This window comes from Acidobacteriota bacterium, from assembly GCA_016703965.1.
Taxonomy (GTDB): domain Bacteria; phylum Acidobacteriota; class Blastocatellia; order Pyrinomonadales; family Pyrinomonadaceae; genus OLB17.
Window position 1 is genome coordinate 870,262 of sequence record JADJBB010000021.1, and the last position, 17,429, is coordinate 887,690.

At 52.6% G+C, this 17,429-nt stretch carries 11 protein-coding genes; 3 read left to right on the forward strand and 8 right to left on the reverse strand.

What is annotated here, in order from left to right; all coding sequences use genetic code 11:
- Nucleotides 1-327: 327 nt before the first annotated feature.
- The 5 genes from IPG22_11420 to IPG22_11440 form a co-directional block, all read right to left on the reverse strand.
- Nucleotides 328-1,767 (reverse strand): hypothetical protein, encoded by a 1,440-nt coding sequence (locus IPG22_11420; protein ID MBK6588894.1) that lies wholly within the window; start codon nt 1,765-1,767, stop codon nt 328-330.
- 155 nt (nt 1,768-1,922) lie between these two features.
- Nucleotides 1,923-2,975: a hypothetical protein gene (locus IPG22_11425; GenBank protein ID MBK6588895.1), complete on the reverse strand. Its 1,053-nt coding sequence runs from the start codon at nt 2,973-2,975 to the stop codon at nt 1,923-1,925.
- Between the two features lie 29 nt (nt 2,976-3,004).
- A complete protein-coding gene (locus IPG22_11430; GenBank protein MBK6588896.1) occupies nt 3,005-3,673 on the reverse strand; it encodes a hypothetical protein in 669 nt (222 codons plus the stop codon).
- A gap of 77 nt (nt 3,674-3,750) precedes the next feature.
- Nucleotides 3,751-4,170 carry a hypothetical protein gene (locus tag IPG22_11435; GenBank protein ID MBK6588897.1) on the reverse strand — a complete coding sequence of 140 codons (420 nt, stop codon included), beginning with the start codon at nt 4,168-4,170 and terminating at the stop codon, nt 3,751-3,753.
- 9 nt (nt 4,171-4,179) lie between these two features.
- A complete protein-coding gene (locus tag IPG22_11440; GenBank protein MBK6588898.1) occupies nt 4,180-4,533 on the reverse strand; it encodes a hypothetical protein in 354 nt (117 codons plus the stop codon).
- A gap of 92 nt (nt 4,534-4,625) precedes the next feature.
- Here IPG22_11440 and IPG22_11445 point away from each other — a divergent pair, with 92 nt between their 5' ends.
- Nucleotides 4,626-5,945 carry a transcriptional regulator gene (locus tag IPG22_11445; protein ID MBK6588899.1) on the forward strand — a complete coding sequence of 440 codons (1,320 nt, stop codon included), beginning with the start codon at nt 4,626-4,628 and terminating at the stop codon, nt 5,943-5,945.
- Nucleotides 5,946-6,155: 210 nt separating this feature from the next.
- Here the strand turns inward: IPG22_11445 and IPG22_11450 are convergent, their stop codons facing one another.
- Entirely contained in the window at nt 6,156-8,249 is a 2,094-nt protein-coding gene (locus IPG22_11450) for a response regulator (protein MBK6588900.1), read from the reverse strand.
- A gap of 35 nt (nt 8,250-8,284) precedes the next feature.
- Nucleotides 8,285-10,744, reverse strand: coding sequence for a response regulator (locus IPG22_11455; GenBank protein ID MBK6588901.1), 2,460 nt, complete (start codon nt 10,742-10,744; stop codon nt 8,285-8,287).
- Nucleotides 10,745-10,897: 153 nt separating this feature from the next.
- Between IPG22_11455 and IPG22_11460 the strand changes: the two genes are divergently transcribed.
- Together IPG22_11460 and IPG22_11465 are read left to right on the forward strand one after the other, a co-directional pair.
- Entirely contained in the window at nt 10,898-11,980 is a 1,083-nt protein-coding gene (locus IPG22_11460) for an FAD-dependent oxidoreductase (protein ID MBK6588902.1), read from the forward strand.
- 488 nt (nt 11,981-12,468) lie between these two features.
- Nucleotides 12,469-16,266 (forward strand): TonB-dependent receptor, encoded by a 3,798-nt coding sequence (locus IPG22_11465; protein MBK6588903.1) that lies wholly within the window; start codon nt 12,469-12,471, stop codon nt 16,264-16,266.
- An 80-nt stretch (nt 16,267-16,346) separates the two neighbouring features.
- Here IPG22_11465 and IPG22_11470 read toward each other — a convergent pair whose 3' ends face one another.
- Nucleotides 16,347-17,357: a tetratricopeptide repeat protein gene (locus IPG22_11470; protein MBK6588904.1), complete on the reverse strand. Its 1,011-nt coding sequence runs from the start codon at nt 17,355-17,357 to the stop codon at nt 16,347-16,349.
- Between the last annotated feature and the right edge of the window lie 72 nt (nt 17,358-17,429).

The following is a 17,429-nucleotide window of genomic DNA, read 5'->3' on the forward strand; positions in this document are numbered from 1 at the left end:
CAAGAAGCGTTCAGCCCGGACTGCTGACAGCTCACTGCTGACAGCGAACTTTTCTTGTTTTTTCACTTTTCGCCAAACTTTACCAAGAAATACCCAATAAAAAGTGTGAATCGTTTCACACTTTTTTTGCGTTGACATGTGAGAGGCAGATAAATACGGCCTTTCAGCTATCCGCACCGCACGGCTAGGGGCAAAAAACGGGTCATAATTGGTAGAGGAAAATACCGGGTTTTTGAGCGGTTTGTGTGAGATTGGTAGAGGTATTTCGGAGATTGGTCAAAGGTGAGACGTCGGGGAACGTGGGTGTTCCCCGGCGTCGAGAGTGATCTATGGTTTGTAACCGTCGCACGAGAAAGTAGCTCTCGCGGTGAAGAAGCCCTTCATAAAGGAATCCTCTTTTGGCGAAATCGGAACCACATCCATGTTGGGTACTCGAAACCACTGCTGGATCCGATACGGGAAGCTCTCCAGCGGCGTCATCGACTTATCGAACTTGAATGTACTGTCTACGAACTGGTCTGTAAGGTAATTCGAGTGAAGCGAATGTCCGAATTCATGGACAACCTGGTCGAATGACCGATACTGGGTATCCGGGGTCCGTCTCGTCTGGACGCCCGTTTTACAGATCATCATTTCCGTGATCCAGAGATTATCAGGGTTTCCGTAGCCGCGAAGGTTATCGCCGCTGCGCTCATACGGTGTTTGCGGATACGCCATCCCGATCGGTGCCAGGTTGATCAGCTCCGACCACGGTTCGGCGTTTGTCACGTGAACGATGAATGTATCCAGCTTGTTCTTCGGATACTTGGGGCCGAGGCGCCTCATCATCTCGGAATAGACGTTTGCCACGCCGTTCATCGCTGACTGGCTTACGGCCTTGGTCGCCATGATCCTGATCGTTGGTTCGGCCATCTGGATACATTTTGCCCAGCCGGGATTGGGTGTGCAGTTGGTTACGTTGGCTTTGTTCTTAAAAACAAAGATCACCTCGTCGGTTGGAGGTGGCAGATTCGCAGGCGGGGGCGGGGCCTGCTGCTGAGCAACAGGTGGCGGCGCAGGATTCGGGTTGCCGGCGGCGGCGCCCTTCCTAAAGATACGCAGCGACGAGACATTATCATTCCCGACGCGAGTGTTGCCAAGAAAATTGTTATCGGAACCGAACGTCTGGCATGCGCCCTGGAAATCGTCGTCAGCACAGAGTTCTACCTGCACGCTCGCCCCCACGATGATCGAAGAGATGCTGTCATTCGGCATCCCCATACTCTGTGGCGTGCGGAAGTCACCCGGGTTCAATATTTTGCACTGTCCCCCAAATTGGGCGTCGTTGAAGATCGCGATCTGATTGATGTTTGGCCTGCAAAATGGACCGGTTCCGCCTGCGGCACCCTGCGGATTCGGGTTTCCGCCGGCGTTATTCTTCATGACGATGCGGAGTGACGAAACATTATCGTTCCCCACACGCGTATTCTCCAGGAAATCGTTGTTCGAATCGAAAGTCTGGCAAGCCCCTTGGAAATCGTTATCCGCGCAAAGCTCGACCTGGACGTTCGCACCAACCATGATCGATGTGATGCTATCGTTGGGCATTCCCATACTCTGCGGAGTGGGGTAATTGCCTGGGTTCAGGATCTTGCAAGCCCCTTCAAACCGCCAATCGTTAAATATGGCGACCTGATTGGCATTTGGTTTACAAAATTGGGCCGAAGCCGTTTCGGCGGCCGCGAAAATGAATCCGAGGCACAATCCGATAAAAATTAGTTTCTTCATATTCAATTTTCTCCGTTTTTTGTATGCCTCGAACTCGAGGATTTCGGGGCACAAGTCTCCTCGCGATCCGCAGTTACCCCGTTCTCGCAGGTATTGCAGTCGTCTGTGAAGCGGTCTTCTTAGTCTGGTAGATTCGGCTGATCGTAGTCCGAAAGTCACTTCTTAGGAAGTTTGAGACGCTGGTATGTTTTTTTCACTTCGTTTTCTTCGAGCGTCATTGTATCTCCCGAAAACGACACCTTGTGCAATTCTTCGCTACCCGTGCGCGAAAGTTTAAGATTCGCTGAGCTCATCCCTCCCCAATACCCCAATTTGTCCAATTTCCACGCTCCACCGTTCTGGGAAGACAGCCAATGAACATCGTACCCCCCATCAAATAACACGGATACACGTTCACCGGCCGTAGGACTCCCGGGAACACCTACCCAATTCCCGATCGGTGCACATCTGTCTCCACAGCCAGTCCCGGGGTTCGGGGCCGGCGTGTCAGATTCAATTCTTAGTTCAGTTGTACGTGCCGGCGTGGTCTCCCAAGCCAGTGTAAGCCGATCGCCTTTCAGCGTCATTTTTGCCTTGACCACTTGAAATTGGTTTCCGAGCACTTCAATGTTCTGACTGTCTCTAACCGAATAAATGAACCGACTGTACGCATAATTACCATCAGGGTCGAGTACGAATAGTTCGCCGTCGTTCGTAAATACATATTTTCGCGGCTTACCATCCAAGGAATTGCCCAGCCAGGTTCCCCTGAGCTTGTCTATGGTTCCGACGAGGTCCAAGGCGCCGAATACGTCCATTTTATTTGTGTTTCCAGGTTTCGTATTTGCCGGTTGCGGTTTAATAACGGCAGGAGCGTTCTTGCGGTACACCCTGAGCGAAGAGATCGAATCGTTTCCGATATTCGTGCCAACTAGTGTCCGGGCATCCTCTCCGTAGGTCTGGCACCCTCCCTGATAATTGTCATCGCCACAAACGTCAACCTGAACATTCGCTCCAACTTTGAGCGAAGTAATGCTGTCATTATCGAAGCCCATTTGCTGCGGTGATGGGAAATCGCCAATGTTGATCACCTTACACCTTCCTTGAAAATTGTCGTTTTCGAAAACGGCTATCTGGTTGGCGTTTGGCACACAGTTCTGGGCAGACGCACTCGCTGCCGCGAACATCAAAAGCCCTAACAAAACTCCTATTGAAAATGATCTCTTCACTTCTGTGTCTCCTTTCGGTCATCTTTAAACTATTTGCCGACCCGTGTGTATGTAAATGTTTCGCCGATATCGGGCCGTTCCAGAACCATCTTCCTGTTGTTGTTCTCAAAGCGGAGTAGCCCCTGACGGATCGCGCCTTCTGAGTTGGAGTATTCGATAGTATTTGGCTCGATGAGCTTATATGGTGAGGTCCGACTGTATTTGCCCTTGATGTAGGACTTGTAGCTGCTTACGCCGTAAACGATCTTGACGGTCTTATCTGTATCGAAGATCCAGGAGCCCATAAGGAGCTTTCTGAGCCCTTCTACTCCGGTCGCCGCCGCTGCCGAAGTGCGGCCGCCCGGCCCCTTGCGTGTGATCCGGATCGATGAGACCGAATCGTTGCCAACGCTCGTGTTTCCCAGAAAATCGTTATCACTTACCAGCGTCTCGCAGGTACCTTTATAAAGGTCGTTCTGGCAGATCTCGACCTGTACATTTTTGCCAACCAGGATCGAAGAGATACTGTCGTTATCAAATCCCAACGCCTCGGGCGTCGCATATCCTGCAATATCAAGTACCTTGCACTTTCCTTCGAATTTCCAATCGTCAAAAATTGCGATCTGATTTGCATTGGGCCGGCAGTTTTGAGCTGATACATCGCCTGCGGAGACGATGACAAGCAAAAACAGGGTGCTTATTAAAATCGAATATTTCATTTACTAGATTCTCCTTTTCTATCGTGATAGGGAGAGCTAAGAGCTGCGCCGTGTACAATTACAAGGCGAAACGTCGTTTAGAATTTGTAATATGTCCTGCCGAAAACCGTATTTCCGCGAGAGATGGTAAACGCGCTTTTCGGCAGATCAAGTGTTACGATATCGCCCTTGATCATTTCCGGGACCGGGTTATCAACCTTAGTGATCTTTGCGATGTTGTTTCCGATCTTGGTCTTAGAGCAATCGATCTTTAAGTAGATGGTTGCCTGCTGTCCGCCTGAAAATACTCCTATCAAGCAGACGTTAACGCCTTTCTTAAGTCCTAGTTCAGGCACATCGGCGTTGAGCGTGTGAACCGTAAACGTAATTTTCTCCCCAACCAAGGGCCGCATTTTTCCGGAACCGTTAATCTTGAAGACCACACCTTGAGCCGAAGCAGTACTGCTAAAAACAAACATCAAACCCAACAACATCGTAAAGAACATTATTTTTTTCATTTTTTTCTCCTAGTTTATTTTTCTATCAACCTCCAACGGGCTCGAGAAACTGTCTGCCGAGCCTTCGATCACGAGCGGCAGCGAACTGCCTGTGTATCCTCGCCCTGCGTCTAAAAATGCCGAGAGAGATGAAAGACAGATCATTTCCGAATCGGCCGTGTTATCCGAGTAATGGGCACCGCCCATCTCGACTATCTGGAAAACACGCCGCTGCGTGATGCCTAAAATGCGGGCCGATGATGCAGCGGTTAGCATTTGCTCGCCGCAGGCCGGACAGTTCACGGGTGAGGTCGCGGGCGACTCTTGAATGATGTAACGGCGGTCGGTTTTGACCCACATTTCAATTTTTCGGCTGATTTTCATCGTTTCGGCTTAAACTTTTAATCGATTTTTGGTAATTTATTCGAACCGCTCCCAAAGGTCTTGATTTTTTTTGGATTATTTTAGGATTTCTTTTGGATAGAGCTAAACCTCAACAAACATCGATGTTTTATCACTTCGGTGAATTCTCGCTAGACGCCTCGGAGCGTCTTTTGCGGCGCGGTAATGAGCATCTTCCGCTCAAGCCGAAGCAGTTTGACCTTCTTTTTTTCTTTGTCGAGAACGCCGGACGCACGACGAGAAAGGATGAATTGCTTGAAGCGGTTTGGCCTGGAACTTATGTCGAGGAAAATACGCTTGCCCGAAATGTTTCGTGGCTTAGAACGTTACTGGAAGATAATTTAGGCGGCCCGCGTGTCATCGAGACCGTTCCAAAGCTTGGATACCGGTTCACTCCGGAGGTGACGATCTCCTACCCGAAAGAGAACACACTAATTGTAGAGGAACAAACCGTCCAGTATTTCCGCGGCGAAGAAACTATCACGATCGACGATAGTACGCTGGTAAAAAAAGACGAGAAAAAGGCCTATTCGCGGCATTCCGCATTATCGAGCTTTCGCTCGTCCAGGATATTTCTGGTCACAGCGGCGGTTCTGGTTTTAGTCGTCGTGCTCGCCGGCCTCGGCTTTTCGTCTTACTGGAAAAATACTCAGACCACCGCCGGAGCTTCCGTATCGAGTGATAATGACGATAGCTGGATAAAATCCCGACGAGGAGACGTTGCGAATCGCTCTATAGGGGATGAAAGATCGCAAGTTAAGATCGGCTCGATCGTTAATCTTCAAAATCGTTACCCGAACGACGGCTCGTACCTCGACGCGTGGGGAGCCGTTTGGACCAAACCGGAATTCAAACAAGTTCCCACCGAGACAATGTTCGTATCAACCCACATAGACCCAAACCGCGAGAATGGCTCCGGCAGTTGGGAAGTTATTTCGGCAAGCGGGAAAGAAAAAGACGAACCACTCGTTATTGGCGACCGCGTTCATCTCAGGAATATGTACCCTAATGGCGGCTACCTCGACGCCTGTGGCTGGACTGAGCATCTACGCGTTTTTGAAAAGTTCCTGGATCAGACGGGCGCGGTATTTACCACCAGATCTCCGAACCGCGACAATGGAACCGGAGTTTGGATCATAAGGTCAGGAGCCTCAGAGGACGGCAGTCCCGTATTTGAAGGTGACAGCGTCGCTATCGAAAGCAGCTACTTCATCAATGACGCCGGGAAGAACCGCGTTTCCGGTTTCTTAAATGTCGCGGGAAAAGTCAGCGACATCCAGGCATTCAGCGACTATCAAGGTTCAAAGCTGGTGTTTACTAAGAGCATCTCGTTCGCTCAACCGGTTCCCGATATCTGGACCATCACCACCAGCAAAGCCTTCACGAAAGAATAATGATCTATGATCGTTAGCCGTTTCACTTTGTCAGAAGTCGAACAAGTCGACAATCCAAAAGAAATCCAATCGATAGCCCAGAATTAGCGACCGGAAGACCGAGCGGGATCAATTCAGCGTCACGCCGAAAGTACGAAAAGGCACGAAAGAGAGGTTTATGGGCTTCCGAATCGTGCGTTTTAATGTTTTCGTTTTGGCCGCCCGTTCTGTTTACGCGGGCTGTTGTGACTTGGGGCGGATTATGGTGTTGATGACTCGTGCGAGGTCGTTTTCTTTTAGGGGCTTGATCAGGTAATCGGATGCTCCCAGCTCGAGGGCTCTTTGGCGATGGTTCTCGGCGTCGAGGGATGTGACCATGACGACGGGGAAGTGGCCGAAGTTTTCGTCGGTCTTTATGTATTCGAGGAAACCCCAGCCGTCGATCTGCGGCATTTCTACGTCTGAGAGAATAAGATCGGGTTCCCATTCGCCGTTGAGCAGCAGCTCGAGGGCGTCGGCGCCATTGTTGGCGGTGATGACGCGGAGGCCGGCTTGCTCGACGAGTTTGGTGGACTGGCGGCGGATACTCGGGCTGTCGTCGACGATGAGGACGAGCGGCGGCAGATCAGATGACGTATTTTCGGCCACAGAGACGGCTATATTCTCCACACTGGCGGGTTGTGTACCGAGCGGCATTAGTATCGTAAACGTCGTTCCGCGTTGCGGTTCTGACTTAACGATCACAGTGCCTCCGCGGCTCTCGATCGCTTCTTTGACGATGCTCATCCCGACTCCGCGACCGGCGTTCATGTCGAGCTTGTCGGCGGTGGTAAGGCCTCGATTGAATATCAACTCCAGTGCGTCGCGGTCGCTCATCGAATCGGCCTGATGCTCGGTGATGATCCCGCTGGCTATTGCTTTTTCCCGCAGCTTCGTCGGAGAGATGCCGCCGCCGTCATCCGTTACAGATAAGACGATGGCTTCGTCATCAGCTTCGATACTGACGACGATGCGGCCGCGTTCCGGTTTGCCGATCAGGCGGCGCGTGTCCGGTGATTCGATGCCGTGAACGACGGCGTTTTTCAGAAGGTGCAGCATCGGCTCGATCAGAGCGTCGATCACCTGCGTGTCGATCTCGACCTCGCCATTCTCGATCTCGAGGACCGCTTTTTTACCTTCGTCCGTGCAGGTTACGTTCACATTGCGGCCGAGCCGTGTCTCAAGCGTGCCGAATTTGACCATACGAATGCGAAGCAGTTTCGTCTGGATCTCGTCTGTCAGCGCTTTTTGAGCTTCTAAGAGAACTTCAAATTTTCCGATCGCCTCGGCGCTCTGATCGTTCATCAGGCCGAAGTCCGCGATCCTTTCCTCGACTGCAGAACGGTTAACGATCAAGCTTCTTGAGAGTTTGATCAGTTCGTCTAGCCTGTCCAGCGAGACGCGGACGATGGGTGTCGTCGTTGATCTGGAAGGGTCGGGTCGGGTCGGGGCTTGGGTCGTAGCCGCCGAGTTTTCGGGCCGTGGTTTGTCGCCATTGCCTGACAAGGATAAGCACGCCATGGCGGCAGCGTACCTTCGGTCCAGGTCTCCGTCGTCGTCAAAAGACTTGGCGGCTGCGATATCGGTAAGGCGTTTTGAGGATGCGACGAGGAAACTCAGGATCTCGGGCACGGCTTCGCAACGCGTCTCGACCATTTTGTCGAGCAGGTCTTCCATCCGATGAGCGGTCTCAGACGCCTCTTTAAGCCCGACGATGCCGGCGGCGCCTTTGAAAGTGTGGGCATTGCGGCGAACTTCCCACAGAGCATTCTGGTCGGCGGGGAATTCGGAAAGGATGCCGAGATTTTCGGCGATATTCGAGAGCAGATCGTCGGCCTCGGAGCGAAAGATGTCGAGCGTTTCTTCGTCGATCTCAAATTCTTCAGCCGCCGGCTCCGGTATATGCTCTTTTCGCGGCATCAGATCATCGAATGACGCCTCGATGAAACCGGCAATATCAGATAAGAAATCTTCCGAGTGCATCGGAACGTCCCAAACAGCAGCTTCGATACGCGCGACGATATCCAGTGCCGAATAAGCGGCACCGGGCGAGATCTTCTCAGCCGAACTGAACTGGTCGATCAGCTCTTCGCATTCGCAGCAGAGCTTTTCGATCGCGGGCATCTCATTCGCGAGAGATGCGGCCTTAAGGCGTGCGAGATTGCGACGCGGAACGTCGAGGTCCGACGCGTCACCAGTCTGAGCGACTATAAGAAGGCTGCTTCGGACAGATGCGAGATCATCCTCGGCAGCCATTACAAATGTTTGGAGTTTTTCTCGGTCCATCGTTACCGCCGGGGCATGAGCGGTCTAGGCAGGATCTAGCTAACCTCGACTTCGTCTGGAAGCAGATAGGTTTCGAGTGCTTTCATGAGAGTTTCCGGGCCGAATGGCTTCGTGACGTAACCGCTGGTTCCGGCCATGCGGCCGCGGACCTTGTCAAAGAAACCGTCCTTGCCTGAGATCATCACAACGGGAAGATTTTTTCCGGCCGGATTTGCACGAATCTGTTTGCAGACCTCGTAACCGTCCATACGCGGCATTGTGATATCGAGCAGAACGAGGTCCGGCATTCCTTCATCAAGCTTGGCGAGTGCATCGACGCCGTCAACGGCACAGACGACGAGATGGCCTGATTTTTCAAGCTTGCCGGAGATCAATTTGCGGACGGTCGGGCTGTCGTCAACGACCAGTATCTTTTTGCCTTTCGGCATTGCCAGGTGGGATTCTGACTGGCGGCGCATCTCTTCCATGCGGATAGCGATGGTGTTGACCTGGCCCGAGAGAATTACGTTATTCGGGTTGAGCCTGCACGCTTCCTGCAGATACCTGAATCCGGCGTCGCTGTTCCCGAGATTGAAATGGCCGATCGCGAGAGCGGTAAATTCCGCTTCGGAAAATTCGCGCATGTTCCATTCTGCCTCCATAGAGGTGACGGCATTCTGGACGATTTCACGGTTTGCGTTGGTGCCGGCGAGGAGCTTTTCGAGGTCAGAGAGCGTGAGGGTCGCATTGCACGAAACGCACTCAAAAGCCTGAGCATCATTCGGCGAAAAGCAGAATGGGCAGGCGTTCGCAGCCGGAGCGACCTGTTCAACAGATCCAAAAACTTCTTCAAAAAATGCAGGAGATTCAACTGGTGCGGGTTCTTCGAACATCCGATCAAAGTGCGAAACCGGTGCTTCTGAGATAAACGGATCCGGGTTCAAAGCTTCCTGAACAAACGGAGCGAGGCTGTCCATCGTCTCGGTGCTTGGATCTGCATCTTCGACGACCGGGCCGAACATTTCCTCGACCGAGCGATGCGGTTCAGGCGGTGCCGTGAATTCCATCACTTCGGTAGGTTCGCTGCTGAATGCGACAGTTTCGTGTGTATCTTCCTCGGCCGCAGGAGCGGCTTCAGGTTCGAACATCGAGGCGGCATCGACCTGAGTGTCGACGACGGGTTGCGGTTCTTCGATCTTGAATGTCTCTTCCGTCTGGCGGTATGCGAATTCGACGGCGGCGTCGAGAGCTTGCGTCGGACGCGATTCTTCGACCGATCCGTCAACGAAAGCTTCCGATTCGGCGGCCGGCATTGCGGGAGCTTCCATCGCAAAAACCGGCTCTTCCTGAACTGTTTCGACCGGTTCCGGCGCGAACACTTCTTCCGATGCAGCAGTTTCTTCGACCGGTGCGGCAACAAGTTCTTCAGGGGCTTCGGTCTTTACTTCTTCCTTCTGTTCGGGGGCCGAGCCAAATGTCAGGGAGAGAAACGCGAGGCCGGAGCGGGCGGCGGCATTCTCAGGATCTATTTCGAGAGCTTTTTCGAGAGCTTCGACCTTTTCGTCGAGCGAGACCGAAAGGTGCGATTTGAGCAGCCAGGCGTCGCCCGAATCGGGAACATCTTTTACAAAATTATCGAGGATATCCAGTGCCTTCTGTCGGTCACCGGTTGCGGCGGCGGATCTTGCTTCGTCGAAGGCAGCCTTCGAACGCGAGCGTTTGATCGCGGTGATCGTATCCTGTGCGTGCTGATTTGCGGGGTTGACCTCGAGGACTTTATTGAGAAATTCGACTTTCTCGTCGTCAGTGCCGGCGGTATCCGCCATGATCAACCATGCGTTCTCGCGGATCTCCGGGGATTCGTGGTTGAACAAAGGTTCGAGCAGTTCTGCCGCCTTTTCGGTTTCGCCGGCGGCGACAAACGCACTTGCTTCCTCAAGTCTGGCGACGGTACGGGAAAAATTGATCTTCTCGACGGCTTCGGCTGCGTCGGTGTTCTCAGGATTGAGGGCTAGGGTCCGATCATAAAATTCGAGCTTCTGATCATCTGAAGCCGCGAGAGCGGCTTTCCAGAACCATGCGGGCTCGCAGTTTTCATCGTGGGCCAGTGCCTGTTCGAGGCACTGTGACGCGAGTGCCATTGAACCATCGTTCCGGGCGGCGAGAGCACGCTGAACGAAGGTTTTCGCCAGCAAAGAGTTCGTTGCCGAACGCCATTCCGCTGCCTTCTCGTTTGCCGGATTGATCTCTAGAACGCGATTGAGGAATGCGAGAAGCTCCTCAGGATAATCGCTGATCGAAGCGAGCCACATCCAGGCGTCCTCGCTTGCGGGGTTGAGAGCAGTCGCTTGTGAGAGCAACTTTCGAGCATGGTCGCGGTCACCGCTTTGTGCGGCAGCGATGCCCTTTTTTAGCAGCGAGTCAAAGTCCCACGAGCTGGCCGAAAAGGCGTTTTCGTGGACTTCATTTTCAACAAGCGGAAAAGCGGTGGAACTAGTGTCGAAATCTAATCTCATAATGTGTCAGGCGGGAAGTTCGGTTCTTTGAGAGTTTTGGAATGGGCTACATGAGCAAGTACCCAATTCGGCACGGGACTCAAAGGCAATACCGATGCCACGATGATCGCGGTGCGGCACGCATTGTTAAAACTAGTATTTATGCCTAAAATAATGGCTGTAAACAGGCTGCTGGATCCTGTCTCGCCCGGCCGCGATACGCCGCCGATGCCTGAATGTGACAAATATTGGCGCTTCCCGTTGACAAAAATTCGTAACATTTTCGATCCGATGACAAATATCATTCCCGACTACGACGTGATAATTATCGGCGGCGGCCCAGCGGGTTTGTCGGCAGCTCTTTGGTGCTCTGATCTGGGAATGAGAGCTGTATTGCTCGAAAAAGAAGAAGAGTTTGGCGGCCAATTATTGCGGACCTTCAATCTGATAAGAAACTATCCCGGAATAGAGGAGTCGACCGGACAGGAGATCCGCGATAGCTTCCTTTCTCAGGTCGTGCACGGTAAGGTCGAACGCCGCACCGGCGTAGCGATCAGCCGCGTTGACCTCGCGTCAAAGACGATCTGGATGGAAAATGGCGCGAGCCTGACTTCGAACGCGATCATTATCGCTACCGGAGTCCGCAGGCGAAAATTGGGAGTGGCGGGCGAGGATGAATTCGTTGGGCGCGGGATCCTTGATTCCGGAGTAAGGAATCGGGAAACTGTTGCCGGGAAGGACGTTGTAATTGTTGGCGGCGGCGATGCTGCTCTTGAGAATGCGATCATTCTCGGAGAAAATGCGAGAACCGTTACGCTTGTCCACAGGAGCAATGAATTTCGAGCTCGGCCCCACTTCATCGAGACTGCCTCGCATATGCAGAATGTGACTTTCAGGCTGAATACCCGCATCACATCGATATGTGGGAACACTAATGTCAGCGCAGTCGAGTTATTCGATACAGCAACGGCTGAAAGCTCTGTTATGGCGGCGGATGCGGTTTTGATCAGGGTGGGTGTCATGCCAAATACCGACCTTTTTCAGGACCAGATCGAGCTTGATCAAAACGGCTATATAAAAGTCGACGCCGCATGCTCGACGAATATTGAAGGCGTTTTTGTGGTGGGTGATGTTGCAAATCCGGTCGCACCCACGATCGTCTCGGCCGCCGGGATGGGGGCGACTGCCGCCAAAAACGCAGAGATACTAGCAAAGCGGCTTACCGACGCCGCGGCGATCAAAGAACGATCAATGTGAACATAAACGGATCTTATCCATTTATTTGAAAATTTCTCCATAAAACTATTCGAAACTTCCACATTTTGAGCCCGAACCGCTCGAATGAGGGACCGAGATCCTTCGTTTCGCGAGGCGACGGCAAGCCGGATCAAGGCAAAAATCCCCAATTTGGCATTTTGAAACCGTATTTTTTAAGCTGATAAAGCTATTCTGCCGCCAACACAGCGTTATAGCCCCAGTATCCCGTTTGATGGCACGCTGTGTGCCTTGACCAAATCGTCCATCCATTTAATTGTGATAGAAAATTTACGCTCAGATCGTTCTTAGCATTAGTTCATACCCTTGGAGGGGTAATTAATCTTTAGATGACTAGCTATTTGTATCCCAAAAAACGCACCTCGGGTCCAACGGCAATACGGACCCTGGTTTTGGCGTGAGTGGATTTTTTGGCCATCCCGGAAAAACTTTGGGAAGGCGTTTTCAAGAGGTAATTTAGGAGGAAATGTATGAAAAATAGGAACCTGATGGTTAGTTTTTTAACATCAGCTCTGATGATCGTACTTTTTACTGCGTCTGCCTTGGCGCAAGTAGGTACATCGACCGTAACCGGTAGCATCACCGATCCGCAGGGCCGGGCCGTAGCCGGCGCGACGGTAAAACTAATTGGTGCTCAAGGTGGCTCTGGACGTTCAGCGGTCTCAAACGATGCTGGCGTTTACACATTCCCGTCGACCGCACCCGGAATGTATAAGATCGAGGTCGAGATGACCGGCTTCAAAAAAGCTACGGTCGCGAATTTCAAAGCGGCGGTCGACAGCTCGAGCACGATCAACGTCGTCCTCGAGATCGGCCAGGTCACGGAGACCGTTATGGTTGACGCCGGCGGACTGGAAAGTATCGTCAACGTCGCTGACGCCAGTCTCGGTAATACCTTCGTTTCACGTCAGATCGAACAGCTTCCGCTGCAGGGACGAAACGTCGCTAACCTTTTGAGCCTTCAGGCCGGTGTTACACCGGACGGCTCGGTTACGGGCGGACGCTCTGACCAGGCGAATATAACACTTGACGGTATCGACGTTAACAACCAACAAAATGCTTCGGCTTTCTCGCCGGTTCTGCGTGTCAACCCTGACTCGGTCGACGAGTTTCGCGTTACGACATCGAATCCTGACGCCAGCAAAGGCCGTTCATCGGGTGCCCAGATCTCGCTGATCACGAAGAGCGGTTCAAACAAATTCACCGGAGCACTCTACGAATATCATCGTAACACCGCGACGAGTGCTAATGATTGGTTCAACAACGCAGCCGGCAGTTTTGTCGCGACTGATCCTGACGTGATATCGGGACGTGCGGCAGTGGGCGATCCAAAGATCCCTCGGCCAAAACTGATCCGCAATCTTTTTGGCGGACGTCTCGGCGGCCCTATCGTTAAGGACAAACTTTTCTTTTTCTACAACTACGAAGGAATGCGCGAAGCAAAGGGAACCTCGGTTTCCCGCACCGTCCCGCTCGCAAGCCTCGGAGCCGGGCAGATCCAGTTCGTCGATAATACCGGCCAATCCTGGACCATCGGAACCGCGGCGATAAATACCTTCACGATCAACAACGTCGCGATGGTTGACGTCAACCCGCTTGTTCCAACGCTTTTCTCGACGGTTTCGGCTCGATATCGAGCTAATGACAACACGCTCGGCGATGGCCGTAACAGTGGTGGTTTCCGATTCAACGCTTCGACGCCAGTTGAGCAAAATGCTCACACCGCACGTATCGACTGGAATGTGACCCGAGATCAGAAGCATGTGATCTCGCTCCGCGGCAACTATCAGCAGGATATCACCGGTGCCGCTCCGTATTTTCCTGATACGCCGGCGACCAATACATGGAGCCACCCGATGGGTTTTGCGGCATCGCACACATGGCTGCTGAGCAGCAATCTGACCAACCGCTTCAGCTATGGCCAGACGCGTATCGCATTCAGCAACCAGGGCGACTCGAATGATCCGGCGATCTCGTTCCGTTATATCTTTCAGCCGAGCGGGTTTGTCCGTACATTCAACCGCACCAATCCGACTACGAATATCACCGACGATATTACCTGGATCAAAGGTAACCATACGTGGCAGTTCGGTACCAACATTCGTCTGATCAAGAACACTCGAGTTGATTTTTCCAAAGCGTTCGACAACGGCCAGACAAACCCGAGTGCGTACGCGAGCAATGCTGCCAGAACAGCGATCAACCAGTACATTACCGCCCAGACGGGAGCAACCAGAAGCGTTGCTTCGGCATGGGACGTTCCAACACAGGGAGCTTTGGTTGCGCTTATTGGTCGCTTGAGCGGTTACGGCGCAAACTTTAATTTCAAGACCGACGGTTCGCTCGTTGGTGCAAACACAGGTATTAAACGCGAATTCAAGACAGAAGAATATGATTTCTATGTTCAGGATTCATGGAAGTTCCGTCCGAACGTAACATTCACCATGGGCTTGCGATACGGCCTCAGCGTTCCGGTTTACGAGACTCAGGGCTACGAGACCGTTCCGAGCATCCAATTGTCGACGTATCTTGAAAATGCGAGGTTAGCGATGAACATTGGCGGCAACTACAGAGAGCCGCTTTCCGTTCGTCTCGCCGGCAAGGTCAACGGCAAGGACAGTATCTACCCGATGGATAAAGATAACTTCCAGCCGCGTCTTTCGGTCGCATGGTCGCCGGATTTTAAGTCCGGATTTTTGGGTAAGCTTTTCGGCAAGGAATCAGAATCGGTCTTTCGTGCTGGTTTTTCGATCACCAATGATTATTTCGGCCAGCAGCTCGCGACCAATTGGGACGGATCCAACACACTGGGATTCTCGTCTGCATCGAGTATCAATGTTAACACCTTTAATCTGACGACCAATCCGGCACCGCTTTACACGGGCCCAAGCATGTCGATCAGAACACTGCCGAACATCATCACACCGGCAAATCTGAGCTTCCCGCAGACGGCACCATTCCGAAATCCGGGAGCTGGCAAGATCGAGACTTCGCTTGACCAGGACCTGCAGTCGCCGATCAACTATTCGTGGAACATCAGCTATGGCCGCAAACTTCCTGGCAATATCTGGATGGATGCCGCGTACGTCGGACGTCTCGCACGCAACCTTTTGGCTGGACGCGACGTGATGATGCTTCGTGATATCCGTGACCCGATTTCCGGCGTCAGCTTTAACGAGGCAGGGACGATCCTTGATCGCCAGCTTCAGGCTGGTGCGGCCGCATCGACCGTTGCATCGATCCCGTTCTACGACAATATGTGGGCTCCGGGCACGCTCCGGAACTACTTTGGGTGCCCGACTGGTACACCAGCAACTTGTACCAACACTCAAGCCGTTTACGGCCTGCAGCCGAATGCGGGTGACTGGACCTACACGATGCAGCTGCTCGATCAGGCGTCTGGTTCGCGCTACTTCTTCCAGGGCCAATATGACTCACTGTCAGCATTTGGAACGGTCGGTACCTCTGACTATCACGGTGCGACACTCACATTCCGTCAGCGTCTTTCGGCCGGCGTAACGTGGGACTTTAACTATACGTTTGCCAAATCGCTCGATGATTCGTCAGGCCTTCAGACCGGCGGCTTGTTCGGTTCGACCTTTATCTTGAATGCTTTCAGGCTTAGAGATCAGCGTGCGCCGTCCGATTTTGACCTCAAGCACGTTGCTAACTTCAACGGTATTTGGGACATCCCGATCGGCAAGGGCCGCAAGTTCGGCTCTGGCATGAACAAGGTGCTCAACGCACTGGTCGGCGGCTGGCAGATGAGTGGAATTTTCCGTTACGATTCGGGCTATCCGGTGGTTGACGGCTGGTACGATTCGACCGGCTGGCAGACGAACTGGAACATCCGCAGCTACAACACGCAGCTTCGTCCGGTTGCGACTGGAACGTATTATGGCGCTAAGGCTTCATCATGCACGACCGGTTGCACGCTGCCCAACCTGTTCGCAGATCCGAACGCTGCGTACGCTGCGTTCCGCACGCCGCATCCGGGCGAAACGGGAACCCGAAACGGTGTTCGCTATCCCGGATCGTTCAACATCGATGCGGGTCTCGCAAAGTCCTTTGACATGCCTTATCGCGAAGGCCACAAGCTGACGTTTCGCTGGGATGTCTTCAACGTAACGAACACGCCGTTCTTCGACGGCCAGGCAGCGACGACGATCGGCTATACCGGATCTGCCGCCACCGCATCGTTCGGCCGTTACACCGATATGCGTAATTCGCCAAGGATCATGCAGTTCGCCCTTCGCTACGATTTCTAGTCATAGTGCAAGGCATTCCAATAAAAAGAGGCTGTCCGGATCATATTCGGACAGCCTCTTTCTTTATTGATAAAACAGAACTATTTTGGCGGATTCTCAGCGATGTATTTCTCGAGCTGTGCTTTTTCCGGGTAGTCCGGCTTCTTTGCCAGGAACGCCTTGTATTCAGCGGACGCTCTGTCCTTCAACTTCGCCCCATCATAAAGGGCCGCGAGGCGAAGGTGAACCTCTGCCTTTTCCATCGGAGCGAGCTTGATAGCTTCGTTAAGGTGACTGACGGCGAGCGAGCCTTTCTTGGCCAGCAGATACGCTTCGCCGAGGTACTGCTGAACGTCGGCCGAGTCCGCATTGTCCTTGACCGCATTTGAGAGTACCAGTACGGCATCATCAGCCTTCTTTTGAGAGATGTAGAGTTTGCCGAGGTTAAGTAGCGCCACGACGTAATCTTTCTTCTGCTCGATAGCCCTGAAATAACACGCCTCGGCGTCGTTGAGATTGTCTTTCTTGAAATAAATGGTCCCGAGCTCGGTCCAGGCTACATAGTCCTTAGGGTCTTTGGCTATGATCTCCTTCAGTTCCGATGTGGCTTTATCCAGGTTCTTCTCCTTGATGTGCTTCATTGCCATATCGAAAGCTTTCGCCGCCTCGGCGTTTCGCTGGTATGAGTCCTTTGCGGAGACGACACCGGTCAAACCCAGCCGTTTTGCCTCGGCCCAATCCAGCTCAAAATCCTGCCTGATCAGCCGGCTTGCCCCGATCGTCACGACCATTCGGGCTATCTCATTGTTATTCAGTTCGACGATCAGCGTCGCCGATCCGCGAGGGAATTTTTCGAATTTGTACCAGCCGGCATCGTTCGGCTGCACGCGTTCGAGCTGAGAACCACCTTCAAGAAGAATGACGTTCAGCGTCGGCTTCGGCTCATTTGCGGAGAATTTCTTTAACGTGATCTGGCCAAAAACCGCCGATTGTCCGATCTTCATCGGCAGGCCGGTCGCCGCTCGAAGCTCATCCGTCTGGGCGTTGGCGCCAACGTTCAAGGTCAATAATGCCGATGCCGCAAAAACCGCGGCTAAGATCGTACGTCTCATAAAAATTCTCCTTTTCGGTACCATATGAGTGATATTACAGGGTAAATTGAAAGTCAAGAAACCGAACGGTGC

What these genes read in the sequence shown, in the direction of transcription:
- IPG22_11450 (MBK6588900.1), bottom strand. Translation starts at nt 8,249, where the DNA reads ATGGACCGAGAAAAACTCCAAACATTTGTAATGGCTGCCGAGGATGAT.
- IPG22_11420 (MBK6588894.1), bottom strand. Translation starts at nt 1,767, where the DNA reads ATGAAGAAACTAATTTTTATCGGATTGTGCCTCGGATTCATTTTCGCG.
- IPG22_11460 (MBK6588902.1), top strand. Translation starts at nt 10,898, where the DNA reads ATGGCTGTAAACAGGCTGCTGGATCCTGTCTCGCCCGGCCGCGATACG.
- IPG22_11455 (MBK6588901.1), bottom strand. Translation starts at nt 10,744, where the DNA reads ATGAGATTAGATTTCGACACTAGTTCCACCGCTTTTCCGCTTGTTGAA.
- IPG22_11435 (MBK6588897.1), bottom strand. Translation starts at nt 4,170, where the DNA reads ATGAAAAAAATAATGTTCTTTACGATGTTGTTGGGTTTGATGTTTGTT.
- IPG22_11440 (MBK6588898.1), bottom strand. Translation starts at nt 4,533, where the DNA reads ATGAAAATCAGCCGAAAAATTGAAATGTGGGTCAAAACCGACCGCCGT.
- IPG22_11430 (MBK6588896.1), bottom strand. Translation starts at nt 3,673, where the DNA reads ATGAAATATTCGATTTTAATAAGCACCCTGTTTTTGCTTGTCATCGTC.
- IPG22_11470 (MBK6588904.1), bottom strand. Translation starts at nt 17,357, where the DNA reads ATGAGACGTACGATCTTAGCCGCGGTTTTTGCGGCATCGGCATTATTG.
- IPG22_11465 (MBK6588903.1), top strand. Translation starts at nt 12,469, where the DNA reads ATGAAAAATAGGAACCTGATGGTTAGTTTTTTAACATCAGCTCTGATG.